Below are 19,501 nucleotides of genomic sequence, written 5' to 3' on the forward strand. Positions count from 1 at the left end.
AAAAAAATTGGAGCAAAAATGACTTGTTTATATCCTGGGACTTTTGATCCTATTACCAACGGACATTTAGATGTTATCAAACGAGCTTTAAAAATTTTTGATGAAGTCATCGTTGCCATAGCAAAAAGTGAACATAAAAAACCTTGCTATGATTTAGAAAAACGCAAAGAACTAGCCCTGCTTGCAACACAAAATTTAAAAAATGTTAAAATCATTGCTTTTGATAATTTACTTGTAGATTTAGCCAAAGAATTAAAAGTTAATACTATAATCCGTGGACTTAGAGCGGTGAGTGATTTTGAATACGAATTGCAAATTGGCTATGCAAATCACGCACTTTGGGAAGATATGGAAACCATTTATCTTATGCCGAGTCTAAAACATGCTTTTATTTCAAGTTCTATTGTTCGCTCTATAGTAGCACATGGGGGCGATGTAAGTTCTCTTGTTCCAAAAGAAATTCTACCTTTTTTAAAGGATCAATCTTGTATGTAGTTTTTGAAGGTATTGACTGCGTAGGAAAAAGTACGCAAATTTCACTTTTAAAAGAAATTTACAAAGACGCCATTTTTACACTCGAACCTGGCGGAACAGAACTTGGAAAACATTTAAGAGAAATTTTACTTAATAAAACTCATCCTATTAGTAAAAGAGCTGAACTCTTGCTTTTTTTAGCTGATCGTGCTCAACATTTTGAAGAAATCTTAAAAACCAATCAAAACAAACTCATTATTAGCGATAGAAGTTTTATTTCAGGCATGGCTTATGCCAAAGATTTTAAAAACGATTTGCTTTTTGCTTTAAATAGTTTTGCTTTAGAAAATTTTTTTCCACAAAAAATTATCTTTTTAAAAGGAGATGCAAACCTTATTCAAGAACGCCTCAATCAAAAAGAACTAGATAGCATAGAAAAACGTGGCATTGAGTATTTTTTAAGCGTGCAAGATAAACTCGAAAAAGTGCTTCATTTTTTAAAAGAAAAAATTTCTGTAGAAATTTTAACACTTGAGGCAAAAGAAAGTAAAGAAAAATTACACCAACAAATAAAGGAATTTTTAAATGATTAACGCTTTAAAAGGAATGAAAGATTTATTAGATAAAGATGCATATTATTATGAAAAAGTGATTAAAACCTGTGAAGAAGTAGCTAAAAACTATGACTTTACTTTTATCAATACACCGCATTTAGAACTTTGCACCCTTTTTAAAAGAAGCGTAGGAGAAAGTTCTGATATAGTAGGCAAAGAAATGTATGAATTTATTGATAAAGGCGAAAATCATGTTTGCATGCGTCCTGAAGGAACTGCTGGGGTGGTGCGTGCCTATATAGAAAAAAAACTCGATAAAAACACTAGCGTGAAAAGATGGTTTTATCATGGCTCCATGTTTCGCTATGAAAGACCCCAAAAGGGACGCTTAAGAGAATTTCATCAATTTGGTGTTGAAAGTTTTGGAAACGCAAGCGTTTATGAAGATGCAAGTATTATTTTAATGTTAGTAGAAATTTTTTCACGCTTAGATATTAAATTTAAACTACTGATTAACTCTTTAGGTTGTTTAGAATGTATGCCAAAATATCGTGAAAATTTGATACATTTTTTAGATAGCAAAAAAGGTTTTTGCGAGGATTGCTTGCGTAGAAAAAACTTAAATCCCATTCGTGTTTTAGACTGTAAAAATGAGCATTGTCAAAGCTTACTTAATGATGTTCCGCTTTTAAATCAAAATTTATGCTCATCTTGCCAAAAAGACTTTGAAATTTTACAAAGCGTTTTAAAAGAAAACGGAGTGGATTTTGAAGTGGATTCTAAACTTGTTAGAGGGCTTGATTACTACTCTAAAACGGCTTTTGAATTCATTAGCGATGAAATTGGTGCAAAAGCTGCTATTGCTGGGGGCGGAAGATATGATAGACTTATTGAATACCTTGATGGAAAAAGTGGTTTTGGTGTAGGTTTTGCCATGGGTATAGAAAGAATTATAGCTATTTTAGAACAAAAAGAAGAAAAGGTTCAAAGAGAAGGAATTTATCTTTGTGCTATGGATGAAATTTATATCCAAAAACTTTTGCATATCGCTACAAATTTAAGAAAAGAACATAAAGTGCTTTTAAGCTATGAAGCAAGAAAACTAGCTAAACATCTTGAAAACGCGGATAAAAATAATGCTGAAATTTTTCTTTGTATGGGAGAAAATGAAGCACAAAATGAAAGTTTGTTTTATAAAAATTTAGCAAAAAAAGAAGAAAAAATGATTAAAATTTCAGACTTAAAGAAGGTTTTATGATGGATTATGGTATTGATATTTGGGGAAATGAAAATTTTATTATCAAAAATGGTAAAGTTTGTATCAATCACGAGAAAAAACCTGCCATCATTGATATAGTTAAAGAATTAAGAGATGATGGATATAAGGGGCCTTTACTTTTAAGATTTCCTCATCTTATCCAAAAACAAATTGAAAATATTTACGGAAATTTCAATAAAGCAAGAAAGGAATTCGGCTATAAAGGAGGATTTAACGCTGTTTATCCTTTAAAGGTAAATCAATACCCTGGTTTTGTAAAAAATCTTGTAAAGCTTGGAAAAGACTATAACTACGGACTTGAAGCAGGTTCTAAAGCAGAGCTTTTACTCGCTATGGCTTATAATAACGAAGGTGCGCCTATTACAGTAAATGGTTTTAAAGATAGAGAACTTATCAATATAGGCTTTATCGCAGCTGAAATGGGACATAATATCACTTTAACCATAGAAGGACTTAATGAACTTGAAGCTATCATAGACATAGCCAAAGAACGCTTTAAACCTAAACCAAATATAGGCTTACGCGTGCGTTTGCATTCTGCTGGAGTTGGAATTTGGGCAAAAAGTGGTGGGATTAATTCTAAATTTGGACTTACATCCACTGAACTCATAGAAGCGGTAAATTTACTCAAAGAAAACAAACTTTTAGAACAATTTACCATGATTCACTTTCATCTAGGCTCACAAATTACCGAAATTCATCCTTTAAAAAAAGCCTTAAACGAAGCAGGAAATATTTACACAGAACTTAGAAAAATGGGAGCTAAAAATCTAAAAGCTATCAATCTTGGTGGCGGTTTAGCTGTGGAATACTCACAATTTAAAAATGAAAAAAGTAGAAATTATACCTTAAGGGAGTACGCTAACGATGTAGTTTTTATCCTAAAAAACATAGCCGAACAAAAAAAAGATTTAGAACCTGATATTTTCATAGAAAGTGGGCGTTTTGTAGCAGCTAATCATGCTGTTTTAATCGCTCCTGTATTGGAACTTTTTTCTCAAGAATATGCAGAAAACAAACTCATACTTAAAAAACAAAATCCAAAACTTATCGATGAGCTTTATGATCTTTATAAAAGCATAAAACCTTCCAATGCTTTAGAATACTTGCACGATAGTATAGATCATTTAGAGAGTATTCTAACTCTTTTTGATTTGGGCTATGTGGATTTACAAGATCGTTCCAATGCTGAAATTTTAACTCATTTGATTACGAAAAAAGCCATCTTGCTTTTAGGCGATAAACAAAATCCTGCGGATTTACTTGCCATACAAGATGAAGTGCAAGAAAGGTATTTGGTAAATTTTTCACTCTTTCAAAGCATACCCGATTTTTGGGGCTTAGAACAGAATTTCCCCATCATGCCCCTTGATCGCTTAGATGAAGAACCGACTCGAAGTGCAAGTATTTGGGATATAACCTGCGATAGCGATGGAGAAATTTCATATTCTAAAGATAAACCTTTATTTTTACACGATGTAGATGTAGAAAAAGAAAATTATTTTCTAGGGTTTTTTCTTGTAGGTGCCTATCAAGAAGTACTTGGAATGAAACACAATCTTTTTACTCATCCCACTGAAGCTATTATAAGTATCAATGAAAAAGGCTATGAAGTTGAGGGGATTATAGAAGCACAATCCATACTTGATGCCTTAGAAGATTTAGACTATGATATACACGCTATCATGGATATACTTAATGAACGCATAAGTAATTCTAAGCTTGTCAATGACAAGCAAAAAAAGCATATTTTAGGTGAACTTTATCTTTTCTTAAATGATAATGGTTATTTAAAAAGCATAGGAGTTTAGATGAATTTTTGGGGTATTATAAAAGAAGATTTTTCTCAACCAAAGGTGCAAGATCCAGCTTTTAATTCTTCTATAGAACTTTTTTTTAATTACCCTGGAGTATGGGCTGTAGTAAATTACCGCTTTGCACATTTTTTTTACATAAGAAATTTTAAACGCATTGCTAGAATGATTAGCGGAATTTCCCAATTTTTAACTGGAGTAGATTTACACCCTGGTGCAGAACTTGGAAGGCGTGTTTTTATAGATCATGCCAATGGAGTGGTTATAGGCCAAACAGCAATCATAGAAGATGATGTTTTGATTTATCAAGGCGTTACTTTAGGCGGAACAAGTCTTGAAAAAGGCACTAAACGTCATCCAACCATAAAAAAAGGAGTGATCATAGGTTCAGGCGCAAAAATACTTGGCAATATCACCATAGGAGAAAATGCCAAAATAGGCTCAAATGCTGTAGTGGTTAAAGATGTAGGTGCAAATTTAACTGCCGTTGGAATTCCTGCTTATATTATCGAAGAGCGTAAAAATAAAAACATTAGAGCCATAGATGCAAATTGCGATGATAAATTAGAAAAGCTAGAAAATAAAATTTTAGAACTTGAAAATCTTATATTAAAACGACCTGAATCACAAAAATAATAATTTTTATAATACATAAAATTATATGTATTATTATGCGTATTAATTTTTCCTAAAAATTAATACAAATTTTCACATTTATTGAATTTTATAACTCATTTTTAAATTAAATTTATTACAAAAATGCAATTTTCTGCTAAAATTAAACAAAAATTATTAAGGATTGAAAAATGCTTACAAAAAGATCTCAAGTTTTAGAAGAATCTATCACTTTAGCTATCACCGCACTTGCCAATGAACTTAAAGCTAAAGGCGAGGATATCATTAGTTTTTCAGCAGGCGAACCTGATTTTGACACACCGCAAACCATCAAAAATGCCGCTATAAGTGCTATTGAAAAAGGATGTGGAAAATACACTGCTGTTGCGGGAATTCCTGAAGTATTAAAAGCTATTCAAATCAAATTTAAAAAAGATAATAATCTTGATTACGAAACAAATGAAATCATCACCAATGTAGGTGCAAAACACTCTCTTTTTGAATGTATAGAATGTTTAGTAGAAAAAGATGATGAAGTCATTATCCCTAGTCCTTACTGGGTAAGCTATCCCGAAATGGTAAAATTTTCAGGTGGAAAACCTGTATTTATAGAAGGCTTGGAAGAAAATGGCTTTAAAATTACCGCTGAACAACTAAAAAAAGCTATCACAGCTAAAACCAAGGTTTTGATGCTAAATTCTCCTTCAAATCCTGTAGGATCGATTTATTCTAAAGAAGAATTAACTCAAATTGCTAAAGTTTTAGAAGGAACTCAAATTACTGTTTTGAGTGATGAAATGTATGAAAAACTTCGCTATGATAGTTTTGATTTTGTAGCTTTTGCAAGTGTAAGCGAAGATGCTTTAAAACGCACTGTGACTATTAACGGACTTAGCAAATGTGGAGCTATGCCAGGATGGCGTTTTGGCTATATGGCAAGCAAAAATAAAGCCCTAATTTCAGCCGTTAAAAGACTTCAAGGACAAAGCACTTCGAATATTTGCTCCATCACTCAACATGCAGCCATTCCTGCTTTAAATGGAGAATGTGATGAAGATATAGAAAAAATGCGTCAAGCCTTTGAAAAACGCCGTAACTTAGCCTTAGATATGCTTAAACAAATCCCAAATATCCGTGTTTATAAACCAGAAGGTGCTTTTTATCTTTTTGTAAATATACAAAAAATAGAAAAAGATTCTATGAAATTTTGCCAAAAATTACTTGAACAAGAAAAAGTTGCCGTTGTTCCAGGTATAGGTTTTGGCATGGACGGATACTTTAGACTTTCTTATGCCACAAGCGATGAGCTTATCCAAAAAGGCCTAGAAAGAATAAGTCATTTTATTGCAAATTATAAGTAGTTTCCATGAAAAGACCTTTACCTTTTATACTTGCAGCTACAAATAATGGCTCTATGATTATTAATCATCTTGATAGACATGATACATCTCAAGGAAGTTATGGAGTTGGTTTTCAGTTTTTAAATTACGGCAGTTTTGATCCAGAGGAAATTGATCTTTGTATTAATCTTTTAAAATTACGCAGAGAATACTACAAAGATAATGTCTTTGCGATAGATTGCGGTGCAAATATTGGAGCTCACACTATTAAGTGGGCTATAGAAATGCATAACTGGGGGGGGGTATTAGCCTTTGAAGCACAAGAAAGACTTTTTTATGCTTTAGCAGGAAATATAGCAATTAATAATTGTTTTAATGCTAAGGCAATACATGCAGCCATTGGAAACCCTGAAAAAAATCAAAATGAACTTGAAATTTTAACTCCTGATTATACTCAAAAAGCTTCTTTTGGAAGCTTAGAATTAAAATCTCAAAACAATAATGAATTTATAGGACAAATACCTCAAAAAAAAGAAAAAGTTCCTTATTTAAAACTTGATAATTTAAATTTTAAAAGATTAGATCTTATTAAAATAGACGTAGAAGGCATGGAACAAGAAGTTATATTAGGATGTTTAAATCATATTAAAACTTTTAAACCTATTTTACAAATTGAAATTATTAAATCAAACACTCAAGATATTATCAATATATTAGAAAATTTAGAATATGAAATTTTTCAATCCGGAATTAATATCTTGGCTATTTATAAGGCAGATCCTGTAATTAACCATTTAAGATCCTCAAACCCATAAACCTTAAAATAAAAGGCTTATGGCTAAGGTTTTTTAAGCACAGTATTTACCCTTTGAATACTATCTGATTTATTTAAACTCAATCTTATTATAGAATTTTCCAATCCACCTAAAGAATGTGCTACATTTGCCTCTAGGCTTATCATATCTAAAGCATTTAATTCAAATTTTTCCTTTTCCACTTCAAACCAAATTTTACCGCTTAAAACTTGAATATGTATAGCAAAAGGAGCTTTATGCTCTTTCATAACACTATCTTTAGCTAATAAAATTTGAATTTCTTTACCTTTTTCATTGTCAATTAAAACATTGATTTTCACTTCTTTTGGGCTAAATTCCGCCCTATTCCATTGAATGATTTTCACAAAATCTCCTTTTTTAGTTTTATAAAACTATAGCAAAAACCAAAATATAGATTATAAACTTGTGTTAATTTATCCTTCTTTCCACCAAAAATCCTATTTAAATTTAGCCCCTATTTCATAAGCCTCACCCATTTTTGGTGTGATAAGGGGTAAATCTAAATTTTCATAAAAAAATTTTACTACCTCATTCCATGCATGAGTTCCCGCTAAAAATCTCCCCCAATGTATAGGCATGACAGCCTTTGCATTAAGATCTTTCGCTTCTTTTAAAATTTGACCAGGAAAAGAGTGTGAATATGACCAAGCGATATTAAACTGTCCGCTTTCAAGACAAGCTAGATCAAAACTTCCAAAATATTCACCTATTTTTTAAAATGTGTAAAATATCCTCCATCTGCACTAAAAAACACTCTCTTATCTACACTTAAAAATTCCATCACAAAAGAAGCCCAAAGGGTTTTGTTTTTACCATCTCCTCTACTTGAACTGTGCTGTGCAGGTGTTGCAATGATTTTTAAATCATCAAATTCTATTCCACTCCACCAATCAAGCTCTATGATTTTTTTCTCACTCACCCCATAGCTTTTTAGATAATTTCCCATTTTTAAAGGTGTAATAAAAAATTTAGCCTTATCTTTTAAAGCTTTTACACTCTTAGCATCTAAATGATCAAAATGCGAATGCGTGATAATCACAGCAAAAATTTCATTAAAATCATTTACATTATAAACAGGAGCATTTTTAAAAGCCTTATTGATAAAAGAAATAGGCGAAGCATGAGTGTTAAAAACAGGATCAATCAAAATTTTATATTCTTTAAAACTTATAAAAAGCGAAGAATGTCCAAGCCAAGTAATATGCGGGATGCTAAAACCACTCAAATTAGGCTTGAAAAAAGGTAATTTAAAAGAAGGAATGGCATTTTTTGGATAAAGATAATAATACCTCAAAATTTCTTTAAAAGACACTTTAGGAGTTATAAGACTTTGCTCATTTTCATTAAGAAAAATTTCATATTTTTTACCCTGTATTTTTTTAGCTTTTAATCTTTCATTATTTGAAATATCAAAGGTTTTAAATGATAAATTCAAATTTTTCCTTTTATGTTTATCAAGATTATATCTAAAAAGTTTTTAGACTAATTTTATTTTATTGCTAAGTTTTTAGTTTGCTACACTAAAATGACTTGGATGAAATTAAATTTTCTTTAGAAGATTTTACAAAAATTTCACCTACATTATTCAAACCATTTTAGCAAAAGAAATACAAGAAAATGAATTGTCTGATTTTAAACTAGAACTTCAAAAAGAATTGCTTAAAAAATCAATGAAAAATTAGGTAGTAAGCTAATAAAAGGATTATATTTTAAAGATTTTGTCATTTTCTAAAAATTTTTAAAAAATTTTCAAGCCTTTTAAAAAGGCTTGAATGAAGATTTTGAAAGATTACTCAACTTCAGCGTCGATTACATCGTCATCTTTTTTCTTTTTATCGTTCGCTGCATTTGGCTCATCTTTTTTATACATATTTTCAGCTAACTTATGAGAAACTTCACTTAAAGCTTTCATTTTGCTTTCAATCTCTTCTTTGCTTGCATTTTGATTTTTCAAAGTCTCGCGCAAATCATCAAGAGCCTTTTGGATATTTTCTTTATCAGCAGTGGCAACTTTTTCACCCAACTCACTTAAAGATTTTTCTACTTGATGAGCCAAGCTATCAGCTGCATTTCTAGCATCTACAGCTTCTTTGCGTTTTTTATCTTCTTCTTTGTGAAGTTCAGCATCTTTTACCATGTTGTTAATTTCTTCTTCGCTAAGTCCGCTTGAACCTGTGATTTTGATCTCTTGAGCCTTACCTGTTGCTTTATCTTTTGCACTAACAGTTAAAATACCATTTGCATCGATATCAAAAGTAACTTCGATTTGTGGCATACCGCGTGGTGCTGGTGGAATTCCTTCAAGATTAAAATTTCCTAAAGATTTATTATCACGACTAAATTCTCTTTCCCCTTGTAAAACATTGATAGTTACAGCACTTTGATTATCTTCAGCGGTTGAGAAAACTTGCTCTTTTTTAGTTGGAATAGTTGTACCTTTTTCGATAATCTTAGTCATTACCCCGCCTAGAGTTTCTATACCCAAAGAGAGCGGAGTAACATCAAGTAAAAGCACATCTTTAACATCGCCTTTTATAACCGCACCTTGAATCGCCGCACCAATAGCTACAACTTCATCAGGATTTACAGACTTGTTAAGATCTTTATTAAAGGCTTTTTTCACTTCTTCTTGCACTAAAGGAACACGAGTAGAGCCTCCTACCATAACAATTTCTTTAATCTCATCTTTTTTAAGCCCTGCGTCACTTACTACTTCATTGATTTTAGTGATGGTTTCAGCCACTAAAGAATCAATCATACCTTCAAATTTAGCTCTAGTAAGTTTTTTAACCAAATGTTTTGGCCCACTTGCATCTGCTGTGATAAATGGTAAATTAATTTCAGTTTCATTAGCTGAGCTTAATTCTTTTTTAGCATTTTCCGCTGCTTCTTTCAAGCGTTGTAAAGCCATAACATCATTTTTAAGATCTATGCCTGTTTCATCTTTAAATTCATTAGCTAGAAAATCTATAAGTTTATTATCAAAATCATCGCCACCTAAGAAAGCATTACCACCCGTTGCTAAAACTTCTACTACATTATCGCCAGTTTCAAGCACGGTAACGTCAAAAGTTCCCCCACCTAGATCATAAACCACGATTTTTTCACTATCTTTTTTATCAAGTCCATAAGCTAGAGCTGCTGAAGTAGGCTCGTTGATAATTCTTAATACATTAAGTCCTGCTATTGTTCCTGCTTCTTTTGTCGCTTTTCTTTGCGCATCGTTAAAATATGCAGGCACAGTAATAACCGCATCTACAACACTCTCGCCTAAGAAAGCTTCAGCATCTTCTTTTAGTTTCATTAAAACTTTTGCTGAAATTTCTTGCGGAGTATAAATTTTACCTGCGATCTCAATCGCACAAGCACCATTTCTTTCAGTGATATGATAAGGAAGTCTTGTTTTAGCTTCTTTAGCCGCGTCTTCATTGATCATCAAACCCATAATTCTTTTAATAGAATAAATAGTTTTTTCAGGGTTAGTCACCGCTTGGCGTTTTGCACTATCTCCTACTAAAACCTCGCCTTTATCTGTAAAAGCTACCACAGAAGGAGTTGTATTTTTACCTTCTTTATTTGGGATTACTTTACTCTCACCACGTTCATACACAGCAACACAAGAATTGGTTGTTCCTAAATCTATACCTATAACTTTACTCATTTTTTATCCTTTTTATTAAAATTTATTTTGCTACACTAACTTTAGTTGGGCGGATTACGCGATCGGCTATTTTATAGCCTTTTTGAAGCACGGTAACCACTTCACCACTTTGATGATTTTCACTATCTACATGAAACATTGCCTCATGTAAATTTGGATCGAACTCTTTTTCTTCTTTAATAAGAGCCACTCCATGCTTTTCAAGTTTTTTAAGAAACAAATCTAAAGTGTTTTGCACTCCTTCTTTGATTTTTAAGCTAATTTCATCATGGCATTCGACATTGATAGCTGCTTCTAAAGCATCTAAAACATCAAGCAAATCCTTTGCAAAACTTTCATTTGCATAAGCCATAGCGCTTAGCTTTTCTTTTTCCATTCTTTTTTTAATATTTTCAAATTCAGCGTTTGCACGCATATATTTGTCTTTTAATTCATCATAGTCTTTTTGCAATTTGTTTTGCTCAACATCTTCGATATTTTGCAAATTCTCATCTTGCAAATGTTCAGAATTTTCTGCGTTTTCGTTTTCAAATTCTTGCTTTTGCTCGCTCACGCCGCCTCCTTTATGTATTGTAATATTTTTTTATAATCCGTATAAACACTACCTGCTAAGATAATATTTACATCTTCGCCCAAAAACTGCGCATCCACCTTAAGCCCCATAAAACCTTCTTTAAATAAAGGTTCAAATTCAAGACTTTCTTTAAAATAACGATGAACTCCGCAATCTAAGAGCTTAACAAATTCATCATTTTGATAAATTTGATAAGCTCTTTCTTCATTACTTCTATAGCAAATCAAATTTTGTCTTAAGCTAGCTATTTTTTCTACAAGATCCATAAAATGAACTCTCAAAGCTATTTTTTCTATACTAAAAAGATCTAATCCTATAAGACTTTGTAAAAAATTCCATGCTTCTTTTTCATATTTTAAAACGAGCTCTTCTTCTTTAAAATCAAGCACTATAAACTTAGCATTTAGATCAAGCGCTTCTTTAAGTACTAAGCTTCTACCACCATAAACAAGACAATAAATTTCAAATTCTTTACTCAACTCTTTTAAAAAATTCTCACTTTTGATATTGATATCTTGATCTTGTTCTTTTTTCCAAAAACTTTGCCAATAATTTTGCATTGTCAAAATAGTAGGAATTCTACCGCTACTTATATGAAGCTGAGTGATCAACCCTTCGTCGCTAAGTCTTTTAAGATAGACGCGTATAGTTGAAGCAGGGATACAAAGATTTAAATTTAATTCATTTGAACCAATAGGAACATTATCCAAAAGATAAGTTTGGATGATAGAATCTAAAATCAAATCCTTTTTATCTCGGCTTTTCATAGCTCTTTCCTTAAATTTTTAGCACTCTATTTTTTGATTGCTAGAAGTATTATACAACATTGAGTGTTATTTTGTCAAGTATAAATATAAAAAAATATACTTAATTTTATTTAGTCTATATGACTAAACTTTTATTAGTTATTTTTTATAAAAATACAATATATCAAAATAAAAAATAACAATACACTTTACAAGATAATTATAAAAACTAAGCCCAAATTTTAATTAAATCAGCTATTTTTCCATAACTTGTAGAATTTGTATCAAAATAAGTTTGCTTCATTTCGTTGACAATTTCACTAAGATTGTTATAATTAAGTTTAGTTGCATCTTCAGGTTTTAAACCTAGCATTTTTGCACTTCTTTGTTTGAATAAATCAACAAAACCTTCATAGAAAATTTTAAATTTATCCAGATTAAAAACAAGTTTTTTATTACCAGTTTCTTTATCTTCAACTTCATCAAAAATTTTATCAGATAATTGCATTTTAAGTAGAGATTTTTCATCTTCACTTAAATCATCATATTTTACACCTTTACCTAATTTATCCAAGATATCTTTAATTTCTATTGTATTAGTTTGATTAAATTTAGTTAAAGTTAACATACCTACACTTTCAGTCCATCCAGAATTTGGAGCTTTGGTTTTTACTGCTTGCATGCCAGTTTCGCTAAAACTAAGCTTCCCATTAAAATCTCCATCTTTTCTTATCATTTTATCAAGCTCTAAACCTATAGTTCTACCAGCATAATCTGTATCCTTGGTATCATCTGGGCGCATTTCTCTAAAATCTTTTTCAAAACCAAATAGAGTATCCACGCTACCATTTAATTGTGTATAAGATTGCACAAAAAGTCCTAAATTTGTTTCCTGTGCTACAAAACCACTTTTCGTATCTTCAAGTTCATAATCTTCTAAATATCCATCATTATTTCTATCACTAGCCACATAAGCTCTAGTATATGCTATATCAGCATACCATCCAGACACGAAATTTTCAGCTTTTCCACTTAATATATATGATCCATCAAGTCTTTTAGTCATATCTTCTTTGTCAAATTCAATCCCCATTTTATTAATAGCTGTTGAACTTAAAGCACTACGAACGAGTTTATTTGTAATAGGATCTCTAAAATATATAGTAGTCATACCTCTTTCAGCTTTTTTTACTTTATCACTTACCTTTTGATTGAAAACTTTTTCATCTTCTAATCTTTGAAGCATAGTTTGAGCTACATCTGTTTTTTGCTCTTGAAATGAAGAGGAATTTTCGTCTTTTTCATTAAGAATATTTGGTTTTAAATTCAACTTAAAAGATTTGTATACACTAGCTTGCTGAGAAGATTTAGATATGGGTTGAAAATGATTAAGAAATTTTATAAAATCCATTTTGATGCCTTCAAATTTTCGACATCTTTTCAAAAATATTGCTAATATATTTTATTTAATTTTAACTTATAAAATTTTAAATTTTATCCTCTATTATTTTCCAAACCCCTAAAAACACCCTATTCTCTTAAAAACCTTAACCAGCAACAAACTCTTTTTTAAACACGATTCTAAGCACCATCTAAAACAACAATAAAAATAAACATAGGATTTATATATAAAGTAAGCAATAAAGACATTTAACAAGTCCGCAATGAGCTACTTTCCCCCTGCCAGTAAGGCGTAGTATCATCACCCACGATGTGCTTAGCTTCTTGGTTCGGGATGGAGCAAGGCGTTTCCACATCTGTATAATCACGGACATTGTTATTTAAATATTCTTTGAAAGATTGAATTTAAAAAATAAAGATTAATCTTTTATTTCTTTACTTTTTTCTTTATTCTCTTTCTTCTTTTGTTTTTCTTTCTTCTTTACTTATCTTTTATCTTTGATAAGTTTTTATATAGAATACTTAAAAAACAATGTTAAGAGCAAGTTCTAATATAAACTCTACTTGAAAGATTTCTATGAAACTCTAAATATTATCTATATTCAAAGCTTTCTTAAAAACCTTAACAAGGAAGTGATGCTTTATTAAAGATAAGCCAAACGCTCTATTAGTACTGGTCAGCTAAAGGACTTTCATCCATTACACACCCAGCCTATCAAACTAGTAGTCTTCTAGAGAGCTTAGAGAAGATTCATCTTAGAGTTGGCTTCACGCTTAGATGCTTTCAGCGTTTATCCTTTCCAAACTTAGCTACGCTGCGATGCTCTTGGCAGAACAACAGCTACACCAGTGGTTTGTTCAACCCGGTCCTCTCGTACTAGGGTCAAATCTCTTCAATCTTCTTACGCCCACGGCAGATAGGGACCGAACTGTCTCACGACGTTCTGAACCCAGCTCGCGTACCGCTTTAAATGGCGAACAGCCATACCCTTGGGACCTGCTCCAGCCCCAGGATGCGATGAGCCGACATCGAGGTGCCAAACCTCCCCGTCGATGTGAGCTCTTGGGGGAGATCAGCCTGTTATCCCCGGGGTACCTTTTATCCTTTGAGCGATGGCCCTTCCACACAGAACCACCGGATCACTAAGACCGACTTTCGTCTCTGCTTGACTTGTATGTCTTGCAGTTAAGCTGGCTTATACCTTTATACTCTACGAACGATTTCCAACCGTTCTGAGCCAACCTTTGTAAGCCTCCGTTATTATTTGGGAGGCGACCGCCCCAGTCAAACTACCCACCAGACATTGTCCCACTTGAGGATAACTCAAGCTGGTTAGCTACCCAAATAAGAAAGAGTGGTATCTCAACAACGGCTCATATACAACTGGCGTCATATACTCAAAGCCTCCCACCTATCCTGCACATTCTTATCCAAGTAGCAGTGTCAAGCTGTAGTAAAGGTCCACGGGGTCTTTCCGTCTTGCCGCGGGTAGGAGGAATTTTCACCTCCACTACAATTTCACTGGATCCCTCTTTGAGACAGCTCCCATCTCGTTACGCCATTCATGCAGGTCGGTATTTAACCGACAAGGAATTTCGCTACCTTAGGACCGTTATAGTTACGGCCGCCGTTTACTCGGGCTTCGATCAAGAGCTTCGCTAATGCTAACCCCATCAATTAACCTTCGAGCACCGGGCAGGCGTCACACCCTATACATCCTCTTACGAGTTAGCAGAGTGCTGTGTTTTTGGTAAACAGTCGGGAGGGACTCTTTGTTGTAAGTTTCTTCGCTTTCGGAGTAAATCCTAGTACGAAGCTAACCACACCTTATACCGAAGATACGGTGCTATTTTGCAGAGTTCCTTAAAGAGAGTTCTTCCACGCGCCTTAGAATACTCATCCCACCCACCTGTGTCGGTTTACGGTACGGGCAACATTAGCTAAACTTAGAAACTTTTCTTGGCTCGACGGCATCAGGGGTTCTTCTATCCATCCGAAGACTTCAAAAAGCCTTTCAGTTCTCGGAGTGTTCTTATACGGATTTGCCTGTATAAGCTCCTACAACCTTAGACTAGCACTTCCATCCGCTAGCCCCCTTAGCCCTAAGCGTCCTTCCATCGCACACTAATGTTGGTATTGGAATATTAACCAATTTGCCATCGTCTACCCCTTTCGGACTCGACTTAGGACCCGACTAACCCTACGATGACGAGCATCGCGTAGGAAACCTTGGGTTTACGGCGTTAATGATTCTCACATTAATTATCGCTACTCATGCCTGCATGCTCACTTCTATTCGCTCCAGCACTCCTTACCGGTATACCTTCGACGCAAATAGAACGCTCTCCTACCACTTGCACACAACTTAAACTACTTAAACTTTAAACCAAGAATATTTTTACTGATTTTACTAAGTTTTATTTCTATCTTTACTCTATAAAAATCAGTAAAAATATAACTTAAAACATATAACTTAGTTTTTTATATTCTAAACTTAAATAATCTAAGTTGTGTGCAAGTCTACAGCTTCGGTACTTACTTTAGCCCCGTTATATTTTCCGCGCAAAATCACTAGACCAGTGAGCTATTACGCTTTCTTTAAAGGATGGCTGCTTCTAAGCCAACCTCCTGGTTGTTTAAGTAACTTCACATCGTTTTCCACTTAAGTAAGATTTAGGGACCTTAGCTGGTAGTCTGGGTTGTTTCCCTCTTGACGACGGATTTTATCACTCGCCGCCTGACTGCTGTGATTACATATAAGGTATTCGGAGTTTGATAGGGTTTGGTACATTGGTGTATGCCCTAGCCCATTCAGTGCTCTACCCCCTTATATTACGACACAACGCTATACCTAAATATATTTCGGAGAGAACCAGCTATCACGAAGTTTGATTGGCCTTTCACCCCTATCCACAAGTCATCCCGGGGCTTTTCAACGCCTATGGGTTCAGTCCTCCACTAGTTCTTACACTAGCTTCAACTTGCTCATGGATAGATCACTTCGTTTCGGGTCTGCAGCATCTGACTAAGCGCCCTATTCAGACTCGCTTTCGCTACGGCTTCGCGTTTGCTTAACCTTGCCAGACACCACAACTCGCAGGCTCATTATGCAAAAGGCAGTCCATCACACTGTATTGCTACATAGTGCTCTGAATGATTGTAAGCAAATGGTTTCAGGTTCTATTTCACTCTGATCACCTCAGTTCTTTTCACCTTTCCCTCACGGTACTTGTGCACTATCGATCTGGTATTAGTATTTAGGGTTGGATCGTGGTCGACCCGGATTCAGACAGGATTCCTCGTGTCCCGCCCTACTCAGGATACTGCTAGCTAAGCTTTGTTTTTCGCATACGGGACTATCACCCTCTATGGCTATACTTTCCAGAATGTTCTGCTAAACTCAGCTCTTGCACATTGCAGTCCTACAACCCCCAGTGCAAGCACTGGGTTTGCCCTCTTGCGCTTTCGCTCGCCGCTACTGACGCAATCTCTATTGATTTCTTTTCCTGAGGGTACTAAGATGTTTCAATTCCCCTCGTTCGCTCCTATATAGGTAATGTATATCTCTATACATTGGGTTGCCCCATTCGGAAATCTACGGATCAAAGCTTCTTGACAGCTCCCCGTAGCTTATCGCAGTCTAGTACGTCCTTCATCGCCTTTACCAGTCAAGGCATCCACCATTCGCTCTTAGTAGCTTACCTTTTGATGTTCTTTTAGCAGATGAGCAAAGCTCATCCTAAAGAACCAAAGCTAAAGACCTACCCCGCCAACCTAAAAGATATTAGGCTTAAAACGAAATAAACTAAACATTCATTAAAAAATTAATGTAGATAAAGCTTCAATTCTTAATCGCTAAAAAAACAATTTGCATAAAAGTTAGATATAACCTAACTTCTACCTTTTTTATTGATTCTAAAACGCATCACTTCCTTGTTAAAGTTTTTATGATAAGACTTCTTTATCTTAAGACGGAAAGCATTCAAACACTTAATATAGAACTAAATGATTTAGTCTTAACTAAGCTGTGAGTTTGAAACTTGTCTTTAATTTACAAATCTTAAATCTAATATTCTCTTTATTATAGAAATAAAGATAATTAAAAGATATAAGTTAAACCAAAGAAAAGATAAATAGGTTTTATCCTTTAACAAGTCCTGTAAAATTGTTTTTATTAAAACTTGCTTGTGACTCTTAACAATGATAATTAAAAAGAACATTTAGGTTTAAAACCTAAAGGAAGTATATATATATTAATATAATCATTATAAATATAAATACATAATGTATATGCTACTTATATCTATTTAAAGTATATTCTTTTATAGCTAAAGATAAAAATAAATCTAAGTATAGAGTTTATATTTTATATTTAATCTACTTTATATACTTGCTTTAGATTTTAAAGCTTTTTTATTCAAATCTTTTTTATGGTGGGCCTAACAAGACTTGAACTTGTGACCTCACCCTTATCAGGGGTGCACTCTAACCAGCTGAGCTATAGGCCCTTAATAAATGGTGGAGAATAGCGGGATCGAACCGCTGACCTCCTGCGTGCAAAGCAGGCGCTCTCCCAGCTGAGCTAATTCCCCATAAACAATTAGCTTTATCATCAATCTTTGAAATCTAAACAAGAATCAATTGAGTTTATATATTGAAGTAATAGTGGTGAGACTTATTACTTTGTACTCTAGAAAGGAGGTGATCCAACCGCAGGTTCTCCTACGGTTACCTTGTTACGACTTCACCCCAGTCGCTGATTCCACTGTGGACGGTAACTAGTTTAGTATTCCGGCTTCGAGTGAAATCAACTCCCATGGTGTGACGGGCGGTGAGTACAAGACCCGGGAACGTATTCACCGTAGCATGGCTGATCTACGATTACTAGCGATTCCGGCTTCATGCTCTCGAGTTGCAGAGAACAATCCGAACTGGGACATATTTTATAGATTTGCTCCACCTCGCGGTATTGCGTCTCATTGTATATGCCATTGTAGCACGTGTGTCGCCCTGGGCATAAGGGCCATGATGACTTGACGTCGTCCACACCTTCCTCCTCCTTACGAAGGCAGTCTATTTAGAGTGCTCGGCCGAACCGTTAGCAACTAAATACGTGGGTTGCGCTCGTTGCGGGACTTAACCCAACATCTCACGACACGAGCTGACGACAGCCGTGCAGCACCTGTCTCTAAGTTCTAGCAAGCTAGCACCCTCATATCTCTATAAGGTTCTTAGGATATCAAGCCCAGGTAAGGTTCTTCGCGTATCTTCGAATTAAACCACATGCTCCACCGCTTGTGCGGGTCCCCGTCTATTCCTTTGAGTTTTAATCTTGCGACCGTACTCCCCAGGCGGTACACTTAATGCGTTAGCTGCATTACTGAGATGACTAGCATCCCAACAACTAGTGTACATCGTTTAGGGCGTGGACTACCAGGGTATCTAATCCTGTTTGCTCCCCACGCTTTCGCGCCTTAGCGTCAGTTGAGTTCCAGCAGATCGCCTTCGCAATGGGTATTCTTGGTGATATCTACGGATTTTACCCCTACACCACCAATTCCATCTGCCTCTCCCTCACTCTAGACTATCAGTTTCCCAAGCAGTTTAATGGTTAAGCCATTAGATTTCACAAGAGACTTGATAATCCGCCTACGCGCCCTTTACGCCCAGTGATTCCGAGTAACGCTTGCACCCTCCGTATTACCGCGGCTGCTGGCACGGAGTTAGCCGGTGCTTATTCCTTAGGTACCGTCAGAATTCTTCCCTAAGAAAAGGAGTTTACGCTCCGAAAAGTGTCATCCTCCACGCGGCGTTGCTGCGTCAGGGTTTCCCCCATTGCGCAATATTCCCTACTGCTGCCTCCCGTAGGAGTCTGGACCGTGTCTCAGTTCCAGTGTGACTGATCATCCTCTCAGACCAGTTAAGCGTCATAGCCTTGGTAAGCCATTACCTTACCAACTAGCTGATACTATATAGTCTCATCCTACACCGAAAAACTTTCCCTACTCAACTTATGTTAAGCAGGAGTATAGAGTATTAGCAGTCGTTTCCAACTGTTGTCCTCTTGTGTAGGGCAGATTAACTATACCTTACTCACCCGTGCGCCACTAATCCACTTCTAGCAAGCTAAAAGCTTCATCGTTCGACTTGCATGTATTAGGCACGCCGCCAGCGTTCACTCTGAGCCAGGATCAAACTCTCCATAA

General features: G+C 34.6%; 12 protein-coding genes, 2 tRNA genes, 3 rRNA genes and 1 pseudogene. 7 read left to right on the forward strand and 11 right to left on the reverse strand.

What is annotated here, in order from left to right; genetic code table 11:
- The first annotated feature begins 18 nt into the window (after positions 1–18).
- The 7 genes from coaD to AJ932_RS02215 all read left to right on the forward strand — a co-directional run bounded on the left by coaD (position 19) and on the right by AJ932_RS02215 (position 6,891).
- Complete coding sequence (coaD, locus tag AJ932_RS02185) at positions 19–495, forward strand: pantetheine-phosphate adenylyltransferase (protein WP_002852633.1); 477 nt, start codon at positions 19–21, stop codon at positions 493–495.
- On the forward strand, positions 486–1,067 hold the full coding sequence (gene tmk / locus AJ932_RS02190; RefSeq protein WP_044794547.1) for a dTMP kinase: 582 nt from the start codon (positions 486–488) through the stop codon (positions 1,065–1,067). Before coaD ends, tmk begins: the two co-directional genes overlap by 10 nt.
- A complete protein-coding gene (gene hisS / locus AJ932_RS02195) occupies positions 1,060–2,286 on the forward strand; it encodes a histidine--tRNA ligase (RefSeq protein ID WP_070278371.1) in 1,227 nt (408 codons plus the stop codon). Before tmk ends, hisS begins: the two co-directional genes overlap by 8 nt.
- Positions 2,283–4,118 (forward strand): biosynthetic arginine decarboxylase, encoded by a 1,836-nt coding sequence (speA, locus tag AJ932_RS02200; protein ID WP_032595244.1) that lies wholly within the window; start codon positions 2,283–2,285, stop codon positions 4,116–4,118. Before hisS ends, speA begins: the two co-directional genes overlap by 4 nt.
- A complete protein-coding gene (gene cysE / locus AJ932_RS02205) occupies positions 4,119–4,757 on the forward strand; it encodes a serine O-acetyltransferase (protein ID WP_070233306.1) in 639 nt (212 codons plus the stop codon). It abuts the gene before it with no gap.
- Positions 4,758–4,927: 170 nt separating this feature from the next.
- Positions 4,928–6,097, forward strand: a complete 1,170-nt coding sequence (locus AJ932_RS02210) for a pyridoxal phosphate-dependent aminotransferase (RefSeq protein WP_070278373.1) — start codon at positions 4,928–4,930, stop codon at positions 6,095–6,097.
- Positions 6,098–6,102: 5 nt separating this feature from the next.
- On the forward strand, positions 6,103–6,891 hold the full coding sequence (locus AJ932_RS02215; protein ID WP_070278375.1) for an FkbM family methyltransferase: 789 nt from the start codon (positions 6,103–6,105) through the stop codon (positions 6,889–6,891).
- Positions 6,892–6,914: 23 nt separating this feature from the next.
- Here the strand turns inward: AJ932_RS02215 and AJ932_RS02220 are convergent, their stop codons facing one another.
- The 11 genes and pseudogenes from AJ932_RS02220 to AJ932_RS02270 all read right to left on the reverse strand — a co-directional run bounded on the left by AJ932_RS02220 (position 6,915) and on the right by AJ932_RS02270 (position 19,501).
- Positions 6,915–7,256, reverse strand: coding sequence for a cupin domain-containing protein (locus AJ932_RS02220; RefSeq protein ID WP_070278377.1), 342 nt, complete (start codon positions 7,254–7,256; stop codon positions 6,915–6,917).
- Positions 7,257–7,349: 93 nt separating this feature from the next.
- Positions 7,350–8,347, reverse strand: a pseudogene (locus AJ932_RS02225) (MBL fold metallo-hydrolase).
- Positions 8,348–8,701: 354 nt separating this feature from the next.
- Positions 8,702–10,573: a molecular chaperone DnaK gene (gene dnaK / locus AJ932_RS02230; protein ID WP_002861408.1), complete on the reverse strand. Its 1,872-nt coding sequence runs from the start codon at positions 10,571–10,573 to the stop codon at positions 8,702–8,704.
- Positions 10,574–10,595: 22 nt separating this feature from the next.
- Entirely contained in the window at positions 10,596–11,126 is a 531-nt protein-coding gene (grpE, locus tag AJ932_RS02235; RefSeq protein WP_002790452.1) for a nucleotide exchange factor GrpE, read from the reverse strand.
- Entirely contained in the window at positions 11,123–11,914 is a 792-nt protein-coding gene (locus tag AJ932_RS02240; protein ID WP_070275172.1) for an HrcA family transcriptional regulator, read from the reverse strand. The genes grpE and AJ932_RS02240 overlap by 4 nt, the downstream gene beginning before the upstream one ends.
- A gap of 208 nt (positions 11,915–12,122) precedes the next feature.
- Positions 12,123–13,304 (reverse strand): hypothetical protein, encoded by a 1,182-nt coding sequence (locus tag AJ932_RS02245; protein WP_070233301.1) that lies wholly within the window; start codon positions 13,302–13,304, stop codon positions 12,123–12,125.
- A gap of 245 nt (positions 13,305–13,549) precedes the next feature.
- Positions 13,550–13,666, reverse strand: a 5S ribosomal RNA gene (rrf, locus tag AJ932_RS02250).
- Positions 13,667–13,940: 274 nt separating this feature from the next.
- A 23S ribosomal RNA gene (locus AJ932_RS02255) occupies positions 13,941–16,999 on the reverse strand.
- A 727-nt stretch (positions 17,000–17,726) separates the two neighbouring features.
- Positions 17,727–17,803, reverse strand: a tRNA-Ile gene (locus AJ932_RS02260).
- Positions 17,804–17,811: 8 nt separating this feature from the next.
- Positions 17,812–17,887: transfer RNA gene (locus AJ932_RS02265), tRNA-Ala, on the reverse strand.
- A gap of 102 nt (positions 17,888–17,989) precedes the next feature.
- Positions 17,990–19,501 (reverse strand): 16S ribosomal RNA (locus AJ932_RS02270).
- Together the 16S, 23S and 5S rRNA genes with 2 tRNA genes alongside form the textbook arrangement of a ribosomal RNA operon.

It is taken from the genome of Campylobacter sp. BCW_6873 (assembly GCF_001762365.1).
Taxonomy (GTDB): Bacteria; Campylobacterota; Campylobacteria; order Campylobacterales; family Campylobacteraceae; genus Campylobacter_D; species Campylobacter_D jejuni.